Annotated in this window: 13 protein-coding genes and 1 pseudogene; 8 read left to right on the top strand and 6 right to left on the bottom strand. The window is 58.0% G+C overall.

Features of this window, described 5'->3' with window-relative positions:
* Positions 1–80: 80 nt before the first annotated feature.
* The 3 genes and pseudogenes from FDP08_RS08620 (at position 81) to FDP08_RS08630 (ending at position 2,268) form a co-directional block, all read left to right on the top strand.
* Positions 81–560, top strand: a complete 480-nt coding sequence (locus FDP08_RS08620) for a hemerythrin domain-containing protein (protein ID WP_137435562.1) — start codon at positions 81–83, stop codon at positions 558–560.
* A 92-nt stretch (positions 561–652) separates the two neighbouring features.
* Positions 653–971: pseudogene (locus FDP08_RS08625) on the top strand (2Fe-2S iron-sulfur cluster-binding protein); the annotation flags it as partial.
* Between the two features lie 133 nt (positions 972–1,104).
* A complete protein-coding gene (locus FDP08_RS08630; protein ID WP_137435563.1) occupies positions 1,105–2,268 on the top strand; it encodes a cytochrome P450 in 1,164 nt (387 codons plus the stop codon).
* Between the two features lie 33 nt (positions 2,269–2,301).
* On the opposite strand, the gene FDP08_RS08635 is transcribed toward FDP08_RS08630, so the two are convergent.
* Positions 2,302–2,505, bottom strand: a complete 204-nt coding sequence (locus FDP08_RS08635; protein WP_137435564.1) for a YgaP family membrane protein — start codon at positions 2,503–2,505, stop codon at positions 2,302–2,304.
* A 174-nt stretch (positions 2,506–2,679) separates the two neighbouring features.
* Positions 2,680–3,042, bottom strand: a complete 363-nt coding sequence (locus FDP08_RS08640; protein ID WP_137435565.1) for a DUF488 domain-containing protein — start codon at positions 3,040–3,042, stop codon at positions 2,680–2,682.
* Positions 3,043–3,242: 200 nt separating this feature from the next.
* On the opposite strand from FDP08_RS08640, the gene FDP08_RS08645 reads away from it, so the two are divergent.
* Genes FDP08_RS08645 through FDP08_RS08660 form a run of 4 tightly spaced genes read left to right on the top strand, consistent with a single transcriptional unit; the run spans position 3,243 to position 8,870 of the window.
* The gene (locus FDP08_RS08645) at positions 3,243–3,875 is read left to right on the top strand and encodes a TetR/AcrR family transcriptional regulator (RefSeq protein WP_137435566.1); all 633 of its coding nucleotides are present in this window, start codon (positions 3,243–3,245) and stop codon (positions 3,873–3,875) included.
* Between the two features lie 2 nt (positions 3,876–3,877).
* Positions 3,878–5,251 (top strand): efflux RND transporter periplasmic adaptor subunit, encoded by a 1,374-nt coding sequence (locus tag FDP08_RS08650; protein WP_137435567.1) that lies wholly within the window; start codon positions 3,878–3,880, stop codon positions 5,249–5,251.
* The gene (locus FDP08_RS08655; protein WP_137435568.1) at positions 5,248–8,349 is read left to right on the top strand and encodes an efflux RND transporter permease subunit; all 3,102 of its coding nucleotides are present in this window, start codon (positions 5,248–5,250) and stop codon (positions 8,347–8,349) included. The genes FDP08_RS08650 and FDP08_RS08655 overlap by 4 nt, the downstream gene beginning before the upstream one ends.
* Positions 8,350–8,399: 50 nt before the next feature.
* On the top strand, positions 8,400–8,870 hold the full coding sequence (locus FDP08_RS08660) for a cytochrome c (protein ID WP_137435569.1): 471 nt from the start codon (positions 8,400–8,402) through the stop codon (positions 8,868–8,870).
* Here the strand turns inward: FDP08_RS08660 and FDP08_RS08665 are convergent.
* From FDP08_RS08665 to hemN, 3 genes are all read right to left on the bottom strand, one after another.
* Complete coding sequence (locus FDP08_RS08665; protein WP_137435570.1) at positions 8,859–9,767, bottom strand: U32 family peptidase; 909 nt, start codon at positions 9,765–9,767, stop codon at positions 8,859–8,861. The genes FDP08_RS08660 and FDP08_RS08665 overlap by 12 nt on opposite strands.
* A gap of 12 nt (positions 9,768–9,779) precedes the next feature.
* Positions 9,780–10,775, bottom strand: coding sequence for a ubiquinone anaerobic biosynthesis protein UbiU (gene ubiU / locus FDP08_RS08670; RefSeq protein WP_137435571.1), 996 nt, complete (start codon positions 10,773–10,775; stop codon positions 9,780–9,782).
* Positions 10,776–10,857: 82 nt separating this feature from the next.
* The gene (hemN, locus tag FDP08_RS08675) at positions 10,858–12,276 is read right to left on the bottom strand and encodes an oxygen-independent coproporphyrinogen III oxidase (protein WP_137437264.1); all 1,419 of its coding nucleotides are present in this window, start codon (positions 12,274–12,276) and stop codon (positions 10,858–10,860) included.
* A 223-nt stretch (positions 12,277–12,499) separates the two neighbouring features.
* Between hemN and FDP08_RS08680 the strand changes: the two genes are divergently transcribed.
* Positions 12,500–14,032: a cryptochrome/photolyase family protein gene (locus tag FDP08_RS08680; RefSeq protein ID WP_137435572.1), complete on the top strand. Its 1,533-nt coding sequence runs from the start codon at positions 12,500–12,502 to the stop codon at positions 14,030–14,032.
* Positions 14,033–14,053: 21 nt separating this feature from the next.
* On the opposite strand, the gene FDP08_RS08685 is transcribed toward FDP08_RS08680, so the two are convergent.
* Entirely contained in the window at positions 14,054–15,172 is a 1,119-nt protein-coding gene (locus tag FDP08_RS08685) for an ABC transporter ATP-binding protein (RefSeq protein ID WP_137435573.1), read from the bottom strand.

Raw genomic sequence — 15,172 nt, forward strand, 5'->3', positions numbered from 1 at the left:
ACTGAGACAATGAGAATAATTCTTGACACCAATTAAGATGTATTATATATATATCTTATCGCAAGATAGGAGAATCAGCAATGAACAATCAACAAACACCGATTGAGGAGCTGGATACCGACGTGCTGCTGGAGCTCATATTGCAGGGCTACGATGTCGGTCATCTCCAGCAGCTACCCAAGCTTCACCGGCTTGCCCGCAAGATCGAGGCAGTGCACAGGGCGAACCCCGATGTTCCAAAAGGCATTACATTGGCTGTCAAAAAGCTGGAGCACACCCTCACCGATCACATCGAGAAAGAAAACACCTATGTTCTGAAACGAATGGAGCATGACCAGCCGCCCAGCCCAGACACACCAATCGCTCAAATGAACGAGGAGCATTCACTCATCAAGCGGCAACTGAAAAAGCTTCGCCTGATGACCCGGAACTACCAGGCTCCGGATTCTGCCTGCCGATCCTGGCAGCGCTTCTACCGCGAGCTCAAAGCTCTGGATTTCAGCGTGTCTGAGCAAATCTACCTGGAACGGGATGTGCTATTCCCGAGATTTCAGTTTTGAAGGCTGGTAACTCCTGGAGTGTGGCATAGAATCCTGATTCCGTATTTTCGGTTTGATTGCCTGAATCACCTGCTAACCTTCATATTGAATTATTCCGGCGTTCCTGCCGTGAAGGCGTCTGTGGCTCCGACGGGCTCAGCATCAACGGCCGCAATGGCCTGGGCTGTTTTACCAACGTTGCGGATGCGCTGGCTGATCAACGATACGCCGGACCCTGCCATTGAAAGGCTGCAAAGCCCGGAGGATCGCGCAAAGCTGGACGGGTTATACGAGTGCATTCTCTGCGCCTGCTGCACCTCCGCCTGCCCATCCTGGTGGTGGAATCCTGAGAAGTACATTGGACCATCGGGACTGTTGCAGGCCTACGGGTTTCGGTCAGACTCCCGGGATACCGACACCCGCGAACGCCTGGAGGAACAGGTCTGATTAACGATAACAGCTCATTGATTCCGATTTTCTGGCCAGGCACCAATTGACTTATCTTCAAGAAGACAACCCGGCGCTCTGTTAATCTGAAGAAACATATTTTTTTCGAGGATTAGCAATGGCAGACGATCCCTGCAAATCTGACTGGAACCCCCGCGCTGAAGAGGTTCTGGGTGACCAGATACGGGCCTACGATACCATGCGCGCTCAGTGCCCCGTTGCCTGGAGCGACTACCAGCACTGGACGTTGTTCAGGCATGGCGATGTAATGCGAGTTCTGGAAGACCACCAGACATTCAGCAGTGCGGCATCCAGCCATCTTTCGGTCCCCAATGGTATGGACCCACCTGAACACACCCCCTATCGACAGGTAATCGAGCCCTATTTCTCTCAACAGGCAATGAGCGAATTCGAGCCAACCTGTCGGAGCATTGCCCGCAACCTTGTCAGTAGCCTGCACGACGGTCAGCCCTTCGATGTGGTCGAAAGGTTCAGCAGAGCCTTTGCCCTGCAGATACAGTGCGCGTTTATGGGGTGGCCCGACTCCCTCCACGAACCATTGAGAGAATGGGTACTGAAAAACCACCAGGCCACCCTCGCCAGTGACCGGCAGGCCATGGCTGAAGTTGCCCATGAGTTCGACGGCTATATTCGCGATCTGTTGGAAACCCGGCGCCAGGCCGGAGCCAACGCCCCGAGAGACGTCACCACCTCGCTGATGGAAGAGACCGTCAATGGCCGCACCATGACCGATGAAGAGCTCACAAGCCTTCTGCGGAACTGGACGGTCGGTGAACTGGGCACCATCAGCTCCAGCGTATCCATTCTCCTGAGTTACCTGGCTAAACACCCAGACCTCAAACAGAGCCTTGCCAACGACACCGTTGCCCTGCCAGATGCTATTGATGAAATACTGCGTATGGACGCGCCGCTGATGTCTAACCGACGGGTTACAACCCGGGATGTGGACATTGGCGGAAGACGTATTCCCACAGGCGAGAAAATCACCATTCTGTGGGCATCCGCCAACCGGGACGAGAAAGTCTTCGGCGACCCCGATGCGTTTTGCCCACAGAAGAACCGTGACCACAATCTGCTCTACGGCGCAGGCGTTCACGTTTGCCCCGGGGCGCCTCTGGCCAGGATGGAGCTCAGGGTCCTGATGGAAGAACTTCTTTCCGCTGTCGACACACTGGAACCAGCGCCCGGGGATCAGCCTGAACGGGCGGTTTTCCCGACTGGAGGCTTCAGTTACCTGCCGATGGTCATTGCAAAACGATAAGGAGCCGACGTCATCGTGGATGCATGACAAGTACTAACCGACCGGCTTTTCTTCCTTGAGACCCAGTTTCTTGAGAATTACCATTGCCGGGCACCACCTGGTGAAAGCCGACTGGATCAGATTAAGGGCAATGAAGCCGGTGAAGAAAAGCCAATATGGGCTTACGTAGTGGGCGAGCAGAATGGAAGCCAGGGTGAACACGCCTGCCATTAGCCGGAGACCTTCATTAATTGTCATAGCGCATCTCCTTGAGGGAATAAGGATATACCATTTACCCATTACCCTTTTTTGGCAATGACACAAATCATTTTCCAGGAAGATCAACCGTAACATTGGCCAAGCTGGCATCCGGTTTCCGATGGCAGGGTGTCAGCGGTGCACTCTGGCAATCAACAGTGTTAACGGACAGGTTCAAAGCTGGTCGTTCAGAACAAAATTCCGAAGTGCCACGGCATTGTTGTGCTCTGTATCCTTGGCGGCAAACACCAGCGTTATGCGCTTGTGTTCATCGAGCAGTTTCCGGAGTGTGCTCAGATCCTCCGCAACATCGTCGGACTGAAGCTCTTTCAGGTAGTGCTCGCAAAACTCCGACCATTTGGCCGGATCGTGGCCGAACCACTTGCGCAATTCCGTAGACGGTGCAAGCCCTTTCAGCCAGTTGGCAATGCCCGCATCTTCCTTGGCCACACCCCGGGGCCAGATTCTGTCCACCAGAATGCGTGGGCCATCGGAGCGAGCCGGTCGGTCGTAGGCTCGTTTCAGACGGATATCCATAGACGATTGCTCCTGCTGATCTGCCTGCCGGGGAGCGAACTCCCGCAGGCTTTCCGAGATAGATCCATCATCAGTGTATGCAGTGCTCAGACCCCATACAAATGCCAACGCCGGGCCCACCCTGCACAAAACCAGCCTTGCAAAAACCAGCAGCTCCTTTCAGAATAAAGTAATTAATCACTTTCTTCTTTGAGGAACCGATGGCAACCACTCCAGACTCTACAAAACGGGCCTACCAACGCACCGAACAACGCCAGTCCGCGACCATCGAGGCAGTGGTGCATCTGTGCGGCGAGCAAGATCCCTCCACCCTGACAACTAACCGCATTGCTCAAAAGGTGGGGGTGTCCCAGGGAGCCCTGTTCAAGCATTTTCCCAACAAGAGCAGCCTGTGGGAGTCAGTAGCTGGCTGGGTGGCCGGTCAATTGACAACACGGGTGTTCAGTGTTGCCGACCAGCACGAAGAGGCGGACAAGGCCCTGGAAGCCATGTTTCTGGCGCATATCGGCTTTATTGCCCGCCATCCGGGTATTCCGAGGCTGATGCTCGGTGAGCTCCAGAAACCGGGCAACCAACCCGCCAAGCGTATCATCCGCCAGACGCTGGCTTTCTACCGCCAGAAAATCGTTGCTCTGCTGCACCTCGGTATCGAACAAAAATGCATCAGCCCGACCATCGACACAGAAGCCGCTGCGGTGCTCTACATCGGCGCCATTCAGGGCCTGGTGGTGCAGGCCATGGTGGGTGGCGACATTATGTCTATCGAAGAGTCGGCGCCCCGAATTTTCAAGCTGTACAGTGCCAGCATCCGGGCGAGTGATGACGGAGAGTAACGATGACCCGAAAGAATAAAATCATCCTGGCCCTGACACTGATCGCCGGCATTGCCTTCGTGGTGATAATGGTGAAACTGAAGCAGCCACCAGAGCGGTCGACTGAACAGGTAACATCAACACCGGCAAGAATCCTTGAAGTCACGCCCCTGACCGTCCGCACCGAAGCGCGTGGTTATGGCCAGGTGTTACCTGCCCGGAGCTGGAAGGCTGTGGCCAGCGTGGGAGGTCGTATCACCTGGAAGCATCCGGATCTGGAAAGCGGCAACCTGCTTCCCGAAGGTACCCGCCTGCTGCAGATAGACCCGACCCGTTACAAACTGGCCGAGGCCTCGGCCAAAGCCGATATCGCCGGCCTTGAGGCGGAACTGCGGCAACTGGATCAGGAGCAGCGAAACACACGGGAGCTGCTGGAACTGGAAAACCGCCGGCTGGCCCTCGCCCAGCGGGAACTGGAACGGGCAAAAACCCTGGTGGATCGTGGAGCCCTGTCAGAAACCCGGCTGGATGAGCAACAGCGGGCTACCCTGCAGCAACAACAGGCGGTGCAGTCCCTGCAAAACCAGCTCAACCTGATCCCCCTACGCAAGGACACCCTGAATGCCCGCCTGGCCCGGAGTGAGTCAACCCTCGCCGGTGCCCGGGAAGACCTTGAAGATACTCGCTTTGAGGCCCCCTGGGATATGCGGGTTCACCAATCCGACATCGAAACCGGCCGCCAGGTGAACCCCGGTCAGACCCTGTTTGTGGCAGACGATATCACCGCAGCAGAGGCCACCGTGCAACTGGAGATAGCCGAGCTTCGCAATGTGCTGTTCCAGCTGCCGGGCGTTCCTGAGCTGCCAGATAACAACCGGGCTGCGCCGGGCTTTACCGACTTCCACCAGCAATTGCCCCTGGAGTCACTGACGGTATCGGTACAGCCTACCGGTGCACCCGACAGTCACTGGCCCGGTATGCTGACCCGCGTTACCGGCAGCCTTGACCCGGCCACCCGCACCGTTCAGGCGGTGATTACGGTCGAAGAGCCATACCGCGATGCCAATCCCCCGGCACGGCCACCGCTGGTACGAAACATGTTTGTCCAGGCGACGATCACTGTTCCGACGCCCGAGCCGGTACTGGTGGTGCCAGCCAGCGCCATTCATCAGGGCGTGGTGTATCTGGCCGATGGCGATGACCGCCTGCAGCGCCAGCCTGTCTCGCTCGCCTGGCAACAGGGCGAGCTTGCAGTGGTCAACGACGGGCTGAAACCTGGAGACAGGCTGATTCTGGACGACTTGATTCCCGCCATTGAAGGCACGCGACTGAGCCCGCGGCCAGATGAGCAGACCCGTCAGTGGCTGGAGGAAAGGGCCGCAGGAGACCAGCCATGATCCGCTGGTTTGCCGGCCATCCTACTGCGGGCAACCTGCTGCTGATTCTGATTCTGGCCATGGGTCTGTTTGCAGCGCCCAACCTGACCCGGGAAACCTTTCCCGACTACCTGCCACCGGAAGTCAGCATCACCATGGAATACCGGGGTGCCACCGCAGCGGATGTGGAGGAAGCCATCTGCCAGCGCCTGGGCGAAGCATTGCAGCGTGTGGACTACATGGAGGAAATCTCCTGCACCGCGAGGGACAATCAGGCCCAGACCGTTGCCAGCATGGCGCCCCAGGGCGATATGGGTCGCTTTCTGGATGATATCCGCACCGAAATCGAAGCCCTGACCGATCTGCCCGAGGAAGCCGAAGACCCGATTATCCGTGAGCTGTACCGGACCAGTCTGGTGGCCGCCATCGCGGTTTACGGACCCATGAGTTTTTCCCACCTGGAGGCTTACACCAACCAGCTGGAAGACCGCCTTTTCGCCATGGATGGCGTGGCCGATGTCATTCCCGTTGGCCTGTCCCAGCGCCAATGGCACATCGAAGTCTCCCGGGACCTGCTGCGCCAGTATGGCCTGGGCGTGTCCGACATCGCCCGTGCCGTCAACAGCCAGAACCTGGACATGCCGCTGGGCAACATTGAAACCGACCGCCAGGACATCCAATTGCGGTTTGTGGATGAACGCCGCTCACTGCATGCCCTGGCCGAGATACCCATTATCGGCGGCGAAGCCGGTGCCGTGATCACCCTGGGCGATCTCGCCACCATTACCGAAGCCCATGAACGGGAAGAGGAACGGGTGGAATTCAACGGCCAGCGGGCCATTGTTCTGGAGATCCACAAGAACCGACACGACGATGCCCTGCGGGTAATGGATTCGCTACAGGCTTTTGTTAATGAGGAAAAGGCCCGCCGTGGCGGCACCGTGGAACTGGAGATTACCCAGGACATGACGTCCATCGTCAAGGACCGCTTGCAAATGCTGGTGGGCAACGGCATCACCGGCTTGCTGCTGGTGGGCCTGGTGATGGCCCTGTTCTTCCGCCCCCGCCTCGCCTTCTGGGCCCTGTTCGGCCTGCCCTCCGCCTTTGCCGGCGCGTTTGTGATGATGGCCCTCACCGGGTTATCCCTGAACATGATCACCCTGGTGGCTCTGCTCATGGCCATCGGTATTGTCATGGACGACTCCGTGGTGATCACCGACAACATCGCCCAGAGCGCAACCCGGGGCTTCAGTCCGCTGGAAGCGGCCGTCCAGGGCACACAACAAATCCTGCCCGGGGTGCTGTCATCGTTCCTCACCACCGTCTCCGTGTTCATCCCACTGGCGTTTCTGGCCGGAGAATTGGGGGCGGTACTGGAGGTCTTGCCGGTGGTGCTTATTGCCGCCCTGGCCGCCTCGCTGATTGAAGCTTTCTGGATACTGCCCCACCACCTCAAAAGCGGCCTGGGCAAGAAACACGAGAAACCGCCTTCCCGCTTCCGCACCGCTTTCGACAACGGCTTTGAAAAAGCCCGGGAGAAAGTGGGACAGCTGGCCGACAACGCCATTCGCTTCCGTTACGGCGTATTGGCAGCCATGCTTATTATTCTTCTTGGTTCGGTGGGACTGATGGCCGGCGGCCATATCCGCATGGAAGCCATGCCGGAAATTGACGGTGACGTGCTGGAAGCCCGGGTACTGATGCCCCAGGGCACGCCCCTTCACCAGACGCAAGCCATTACCAACCGAATCACCGCGGCCATGCTCAGGCTCAGTGAGGAATACTCTCCGGAACAGCCCGATCAGCAGGCTCTGGTGCGGAATATCCAGACTCGCTTCAACCAGCACGCCGGTGCTGGTGAGCAAGGCACACATGTGGCGACCGTGATGAGCGATTTACTGACCGCAGAGGTCCGTACCGTCGATATTGCCACCCTGACCGACCGCTGGCACCAGGAAATCGGCGAGATTCCGGGGCTGATTGCTCTGAATATCCAGGAACCCGGTTTCGGTCCGGCGGGCATTCCCATCGAAATCCGCCTGCAGGGCACTGATCTGGACGAACTTAAAGCCGCGGCCCGTTTTCTGGGGGAGGACATCGCCAGCTATAACGGCACGTTCAACGTGCTGGATGATCTCCGCCCCGGCAAGCCCCAACGGATTCTGACGCTGAAAGACAGCGCCCTGTCCCTTGGCCTGAATGCCGCCGAAGTCGCCAGCCAGATCCGCACCGGCCTGCTGGGAGATATCGTGGATACGGTACAGATCGGTGACCAGCACATTGAAATCCTGGTGCGCCAGACCGGCGCCGAACGCAACACCCGTCAGTTCCTGGAAGATACCGTAATCACCACGGGAAAGGGCCAGATGGTGCCGTTGCAGGAAGTGGCCACCATCACCGAGGAACGGCAATGGTCACAGGTCACCCGTATTGACGGACTGCGCACCGTCACCGTCTCGGCTGATGTGAACGGCCGAAAAACCAACGCCGATGCCATTGTTACCGATCTGCAGGAGCGGACATTCCCGGAACTTCGTGATCGATGGCCGGGAATCAGCCTGCAGGTGGAAGGCCAGACCGCCCGCTCCCGGGAAACCGGCCAGTCCATCGCCCGGGGGCTGTTGATCGGGCTGCTGGGGATCTTCCTGATCCTGTCGTTCCAGTTCCGCAGTTACCTGGAGCCGATCATTGTCATGCTGGCAATCCCGGTGTCCTTTATGGGAGCCGTGTGGGGCCACCTGCTGATGGGCTATAACCTGTCCATGCCCTCACTGATCGGCGCAGCTTCTCTGGCGGGTATTGTGGTCAACAACGCCATTCTGCTGGTGCAGTTCATCAAGAGCTACCGGCAACAGGGCATGAGTGCCGGGGAAGCCGCCGGCGCTGCCAGCCGGGCCCGCTTCCGGGCCATCCTGATTACCACCAGCACCACCGTGGCCGGCCTGTTGCCCCTGCTGGCTGAAACCAGCACCCAGGCCATGGCTGTTATTCCGCTGGTAATTTCAGTGGTCTTCGGACTACTGGTGTCCACCGTTGTGATACTGGTGGCGTTGCCGGCACTCTACGCGATTCTTGAAGACCTTGGCTGGGCGAGAGTGCCAACCCCTGACAGGCAGTAACATCACTGCTATGTTGTTTTTTAAACCTGCAAATAAAAGGAATCATTCAAATGACAGCTAGAACCGGAAAATTCTTGGCAACCGTACTGTTGGGCCTGGCAGTTTCAACCAGTTCAGTGGCGGCGGAACCTGTCACCCCGAAACTCACTGACAAACTGAGCCAGCTGCTTCAGAAGGAGATGAGAGCGGTGCAGGGAGGCATGGCCTCTATTCATTCCGCCATGGTCATGGGGCAACATGAGAGTGTTGCTGAAAATGCCCAACAGATTCATGACAGCTTCATCCTGCAACAGGAACTGACCGAACAGGATCGCAAAGACCTGATGTCGGCTGTCCCGAAGGGCTTCATCAAACTGGACAAGGAGTTTCACAAACTCGCGGCATCACTGGCCGAAGCCGGCAGAGACAAGGACACGAAAAAACAGCAAAAGCTGTTCAACAAAATGACAGGCAACTGCATTCAATGCCACGGCAAGTACGTATCTGACCGTTTCCCTGGCGTTAAATCCTCAGGGGACTGATTGGCCCTGGCCGACCAGTTCCATTCCCGGCTTGCCGTACCAGTATCCGTTGCAGGGTGGCGCCTCCACCAGCTGCAGCGGATCGGTCGCCGGTGCCTCACCACGACGCACCTGATCGAACCGCTTGACCACCTCATCCATACCGAGATGTTCCGGGCTCAGGCGCACGGAAGACACCCCCATGCGTTCCATATCCGGCAGCTCCCGCATCAGGTCATAGCGCGAGCCAGACAGAGTGGAAATACCGTTCAAACGGAACAATTCCTGGCTTTCACGGGAGCGCAGTTCCATACCGTCCGGATGCTCCAGGCAACGGAATTCACAGTTGTCTTTCGGCAGGTTGTAATGCCGGGCCGTGAAACAACGGGAGGACCAGGCCAATGGCAGGAAGCCCCAGGCAAACACTTCTGCAGGCAAGTCCAGGCCCTCTGCTCTCAGGCCCTTGATGAGTTCCTCCAGAGATACCTTGCCCAGCTCCACTGGCAGGTTCCAACCCTTCAGCCCCTGCCTTGCCAACACTTTCAATGAGGCAACATTGTAGAGGTTCATGGAAGGGCCGGTAATAAACGGTATGTTATGGCGCGCCGCGACCTGAACGGCGCTCTGGTCGTTGGCTTCCACCATGAATTCATTCTGGTCGCAGATCCGGCGCAGGCGTCTCAGATCCGCCTCGGATTCAATCAGGGTCTGGGTAGATAGCACCACCTCCTTACCGCAGGCTTTCAGGTCACGGGCCATATCGAACCAGTCATCCGGCTTCAGTTCCCGCCGACGTGAGCACACGGCTTCGCCCAGATAGATAGTATCTACCGGCCACTCGGCGGCCTTGCCATAGAAATCAAAAACACTCTGCTTGGACCAGAACCACAGAATCGGGCCCAGGGATAACTTCATCATAATCGGAAGAACCTATTTCCACTTGCGATGGTAGGCGCCCAGGGTGGTCAACCCACCCTCGGACAAGCCCGAAAGGGTGTTTCGCCAGGCCGGGTCAACTTTATAGTCGTCCGGCCGGGCTTCCATGTTATCCAGGGCATGGCGCCAGGTGCGGGCTACATCGGCAATGTAAGCTGGACTGCGTTGACGGCCTTCAATTTTCACCGCGCTGATACCCAGTTCCTTCAGTTTCGGCAACATATCCAGAGTGCTCAGGCTGACCGGCTCTTCGATGGCGTGATAAACACTGCCTTCAACCTCGAATCGGCCTTTGCACAAGGTCGGATAACCAGCCGACTCACCGGGACCATAGCGGTCAATCAGGACGTCGTTCAGGCGCGACTCCAGCCCCTGCGGAGTCTCCTGCCAGCGCACAGCCTTGGCCGGCGAGCAGGCACCACGGGTATTGGGGGATTCGTCCGTCAGGTAAGAAGAAAGATAACAGCGGCCTTCTGCCATGATGCACAGACTGCCAAAGGCGAAGACTTCCAGCTCAACCGGGCTGTGTTTTGCAACACCGCGGACCTGGTCCAGGGAAAGCACACGGGGTAACACGGCCCGGCGGATATCAAAGTTGTCCTTGTAGAACGACAGGGCTTCATAACTGGTGGCGGAGCCCTGAACAGACAGGTGCCGGGGGATATGCGGGTATTTATTGGCGGCGTAATCCAGCAGGCCCATATCGGCCAGGATGATGGCATCCACACCCAGCCCCGCCGCACGATCCACTGCTCCTTTCCACTGCTCCCAGCCATCCGGTTGCGGGTAGGTGTTAATGGCACAGAATACGCGACAGCCTTTGGAGTGGGCATATTCAATGCCTTCGCCAGCGCGCTTGTCATTGAAGTTCAGCCCCGCAAACTGGCGGGCATTGGTGCTGTCACGGAAACCGAAGTAGACCGCATCAGCGCCATTGTCCACCGCCGTTTTCAAAGCTGGTAAACTGCCGGCCGGGCATACGAGTTCCATAACATTCTCCGCTGAACAGGTAGGGGCAATGTTATCGGCGATCCGTATTGTGTGCCTTGATGATTATCAGTGGGTTAGACGTTCAGATAATCCTGGAAAACCGCTTGCTGGCCCCTTCCTTCCGATACAGATCAAAGATCTGACAGATCGCCCTGATCAGTAACCGTCCGGCGGGCTGAACCTGGAGTACGTTGCCGTCATCCGCGATCAGTTCATCCTTGATCATGGACTTCAGGCGGCTCAGTTCATCGGTGAAATAACGGTCCAGGTCTTCCTGCCATACTTCCGTGAACATTTGGCGGTCCAGCCGGAACTGACAGATCAACTGGCCGATTACCCAGCGGCGGATGCGGTCATCCCGTGTCAGGTTCACGCCTTTGGTAATGGCGAGCTGGCCGGAATCAATCGCCGCTTCCCAGGCCGGCAGGTCATGGTTATTCTGGAAATAGGCATCGTCGGTCTGGCCGATGGCGGATACGCCCAGGGACACCAGGTCGCACTCAGAGTGGGTGGTGTAACCCTGGAAATTCCGGTGCAACCTGCCCTCCCTCTGCGCGACGGCCAGACTGTCATCCGGTTTGGCGAAATGGTCCATGCCGATGTATTCGTAACCCGCGTCCAGCAACCGGTTGATGGTGTTGTGCAGGATGGTCAGCTTCTGCTGCGGTGTGGGCAGGGTATCTGCCAGAATCCGGGTTTGCGGGTAGAAGCGATCCGGCAGGTGGGCGTAGCTGAACACGGAGAGCCGGTCCGGTGACATCTCGATCACTGCTTCCAGGGTTTCGGCAAAGCTCTCGGGGGTCTGGTGTGGCAGACCGTAGATCAGGTCCAGGTTGATGGAGCGGAAGCCGAGTCGGCGGGCTTCGTTCAGCACAGCCTCGGTCATTTCCCGGGGCTGGATGCGGTTAACGGCTTTCTGCACTTTCGGATTCACATCCTGGACACCCAGGCTGATGCGGTTGAAGCCCAGGTCCCAGAGCGTTGGCAGGGTATCCTGGTCCACTTCCCGCGGGTCGATTTCCACGCTGTAATCCCGGTCGTCACCGGTTTGCAGGTTGAACAGTTCGCCGTACCCCGCCATCAGATGTTCCATCACATCCTTTGGCAGGAAGGTCGGCGTGCCACCCCCCCAGTGCAGTTGCGTCACCGGCCGGTCGGCCCCGAATAGGCGGGACTGGATAGCGGCCTCCTTCAGCACTCGCTCCACATAGGGCATGGCCTTGTCGCGCTTCTTGGTGATCACCTTGTTGCAGGCGCAGTAGTAGCAGAGGTGCGCGCAGAATGGCAGGTGGGTGTAGAGCGACAACGGCCGGTCGCTGGCCTTGCTGCGAGCGGCTGCCCTTACCATATCTTCCACCGGGTAGTTCTGGTTGAACTCCACTGCCGTTGGATAGGACGTGTAGCGCGGGCCGCTGAGGTCGTAGCGGCGGATCAGCGCTTCGTCCCAGATGAATTCCGGGAGAGTGGATTCAGTGGTTTTCAGGACGGGGGTCGAAGTCATCATAAGAGCTCTGGGGTCGAATTTGGGGGTCATCCGGAAGATGTCGTCATTCTAGGACACTCCGGTGCTACGCATTTTGATGCGAGTCAGCTGACCGATGAATTCAGTTTACCAGTCCGCGCTATGAACCACCCTTGGGCTCTTGGCGTATTCTTGCTACCCCTTATGGGGGGTATTTGGTGTTCGGCGCCCGCCAACCCAACAACGGAGCATACCTTCTGCCATGGCAAACCTGATTTTAATTCTTGGCGACCAACTGACGACCGCTATTAGCGCACTGGAAGAAGGTGACCAAAAGCAGGACAGGATCGTGATGGCAGAAGTCCATGACGAAGCCAGTTACACCAATCATCACAAGAAGAAAATCGTGCTGCTGTTCAGCGCCATGCGCCATTTCGCACAGCGGTTAGAAGCCGACGGCTGGCAGGTTCACTATCAGGCGTACCACCCGGATAACGAGGCGAAAAGTCTGGAGGCAGTCATCGCCGGCCAGCTCAAAGAGACCGGCGCAGACAGAGTGGTCACCACGGAATGCGGCGAGTGGCGGCTGCATGAACAGATCGGTCAGTGGCATGAACGGCTCGGAGTTCCTGTGGAGATCCGCCCGGATGCTCGCTTTATTGCCAGCAAGCAGGAATTTGCGGACTGGGCGGAGGGTCGAAAACAGCTGCGAATGGAGTTCTTTTACCGGGAAATGCGGCGAAAAACCGGTTTGTTGATGACTTCCGATGGCAAGCCCGAGGGTGGGCAGTGGAATTTTGATGCCGATAACCGGCGCAAATGGACCGGCAAGCCGGCGGCCCCTGCTCCATTTCGCGTGGAACCCGATAAGGAGACGAGCGAGGTGATCGATCTGGTGGACGAGCATTTCGCCGGTCATTTTGGCACTACGGAGGACTTCCATTTTGCCGTGACGCCGGAGGACGCAGAACAGGCGCTGGATTACTTCATCGATTTCGCTCTGCCCTGTTTTGGCGATTTTCAGGATGCCATGTCTGATGACGAGGACTGGCTGTTCCACTCGATTCTGTCGCCCTACATCAACTGCGGCCTGCTGGACCCATTGGTTGTCTGCGAGGCCGCAGCGCAGGCCTGGCATGCCGGGCGCGCACCGATCAATGCGGTGGAGGGGTTTATCCGGCAGATTCTGGGCTGGCGGGAGTTTGTGCGGGGGATCTACTGGATGAACATGCCGGAGTATGCCGGGGAGAACCGGCTTGGCAATACCCGCGCCCTGCCCTGGTTCTACTGGACCGGCGAAACGAAGATGCGCTGCATGCACAAGGCCATTGATGCCACCCGCCGCAACGCCTACGCCCATCACATTCAACGGCTGATGGTCACCGGCAATTTTGCGCTGCTGGCGGGTGTAAAACCGGAGGAGATCTGTGACTGGTACCTGGCGGTGTACGCCGATGCCTATGACTGGGTCGAGTTGCCCAACGTGCTCGGCATGGTGATGCACGCCGACGGCGGCTACCTGGGCTCGAAACCTTACGCAGCCAGCGGCAAGTACATCCAGCGGATGTCGGACCATTGCAGCAACTGCCACTACAAGGTGAACAAATCCACGGAAGAGGATGCCTGTCCGTTCAATGCCCTGTACTGGCATTTCATCGATCGGCACCGGGAGGATTTCGCCAACAACCCGCGCATGGGGATGATGTACCGCAACTGGGACAAGCAGAAGCCGGAGAGACGGCAGGCGCTGCTCCAGCGGGCCGATGACTTGCTGGCACGGCTGGAGCAGCTCTGAGCGAAGACTCTCTTCGACCCGTTATTGCGGGCGGATGCGTTTCTCGCTCTCGGGGTCGAAGAACACGACTTTTCTCATATCGAACATCAGTTCGGCCTCTTCGCCCCAGTTGACCGGGTGTTCTGCATCCAGCCGGCACTGCACATCAATACCGTTGAGGCGGATGATCGCGAGCACGTCTGGCCCGGTCGGTTCGGTGACTTCCACCGTGAACCGCCCCTCTGCCACCATCCGGCTATCCCTTTTCTGTTCGTCAGGCTGGCTTATGTGTTCCGGGCGGATGCCAAGTACCACCCGTTTGCCGGCCCAGCTTTCCAGATACTCCGGCGCCGGCAAAGCCAGTGTGCGGCCGTCGCTTCCTTCAACCGTCACTGACAGGCCCACCTCCAATTTATCAACGGTTACACCAATAAAGCTCATCGAGGGCGACCCCATGAAGCTGGCGACGAACAGATTCTCCGGGGTGTCGTAGACTTCCTTTGGCGTTCCCAGTTGCTGCAGCTCGCCGTCTTTGAGCACCGCAATCCTGTCCGCCAGGGTCATGGCCTCGATCTGGTCGTGGGTGACGTACACGATGGTGGTTTTCAGGCGCTGATGCAGCTTCTTGATCTCGGTACGCATTTCCACCCGCAGCTTGGCGTCCAGGTTGGAAAGCGGCTCGTCGAACAGGTAGATCTTGGGCCTGCGGGCCAAAGCCCGCCCCATGGCCACACGCTGTTGCTGCCCGCCCGAAAGCCGCGAGGGCTTCTTGTCCAGCAACGGGGATATCTGCAGCAGGTCGGCAACCCGCTCCACTTCCTGACGGATTTCCTCTTTCGGCATGCCGCGAATCTTGAGGCCAAATGCGATGTTCTCGCGCACCGACATGGTGGGATAGAGCGCGTAGGACTGGAACACCATGGCGATGTCACGGTCCTTCGGCTCCATGCCCGAGATGTCTTTGCCATCCACCACAATCGACCCGCCGGTGATGGTTTCCAGGCCGGCGATGCTGTTCATCAGCGTGGATTTGCCGCAGCCTGATGGTCCGACCAGGGTCAGGAACTCACCGGATGCGATGTCTATGTTGATGCCCTTGAGGGTCTCGTCCAGGGCGCCTGCGTAAGTCTTGCGGATGTCCCGCAGTTCAAGTTGTGCCAT

It is taken from the genome of Marinobacter panjinensis, assembly GCF_005298175.1.
Taxonomy (GTDB): domain Bacteria; phylum Pseudomonadota; class Gammaproteobacteria; order Pseudomonadales; family Oleiphilaceae; genus Marinobacter; species Marinobacter panjinensis.

Bases quoted from the DNA above. Each gene is read 5' to 3' on its own strand.
- FDP08_RS08620 (WP_137435562.1), top strand. From the start codon at position 81: ATGAACAATCAACAAACACCGATTGAGGAGCTGGATACCGACGTGCTG.
- FDP08_RS08630 (WP_137435563.1), top strand. From the start codon at position 1,105: ATGGCAGACGATCCCTGCAAATCTGACTGGAACCCCCGCGCTGAAGAG.
- FDP08_RS08635 (WP_137435564.1), bottom strand. From the start codon at position 2,505: ATGACAATTAATGAAGGTCTCCGGCTAATGGCAGGCGTGTTCACCCTG.
- FDP08_RS08640 (WP_137435565.1), bottom strand. From the start codon at position 3,042: ATGGATATCCGTCTGAAACGAGCCTACGACCGACCGGCTCGCTCCGAT.
- FDP08_RS08645 (WP_137435566.1), top strand. From the start codon at position 3,243: ATGGCAACCACTCCAGACTCTACAAAACGGGCCTACCAACGCACCGAA.
- FDP08_RS08650 (WP_137435567.1), top strand. From the start codon at position 3,878: ATGACCCGAAAGAATAAAATCATCCTGGCCCTGACACTGATCGCCGGC.
- FDP08_RS08655 (WP_137435568.1), top strand. From the start codon at position 5,248: ATGATCCGCTGGTTTGCCGGCCATCCTACTGCGGGCAACCTGCTGCTG.
- FDP08_RS08660 (WP_137435569.1), top strand. From the start codon at position 8,400: ATGACAGCTAGAACCGGAAAATTCTTGGCAACCGTACTGTTGGGCCTG.
- FDP08_RS08665 (WP_137435570.1), bottom strand. From the start codon at position 9,767: ATGATGAAGTTATCCCTGGGCCCGATTCTGTGGTTCTGGTCCAAGCAG.
- ubiU (WP_137435571.1), bottom strand. From the start codon at position 10,775: ATGGAACTCGTATGCCCGGCCGGCAGTTTACCAGCTTTGAAAACGGCG.
- hemN (WP_137437264.1), bottom strand. From the start codon at position 12,276: ATGACTTCGACCCCCGTCCTGAAAACCACTGAATCCACTCTCCCGGAA.
- FDP08_RS08680 (WP_137435572.1), top strand. From the start codon at position 12,500: ATGGCAAACCTGATTTTAATTCTTGGCGACCAACTGACGACCGCTATT.
- FDP08_RS08685 (WP_137435573.1), bottom strand. From the start codon at position 15,172: ATGGCACAACTTGAACTGCGGGACATCCGCAAGACTTACGCAGGCGCC.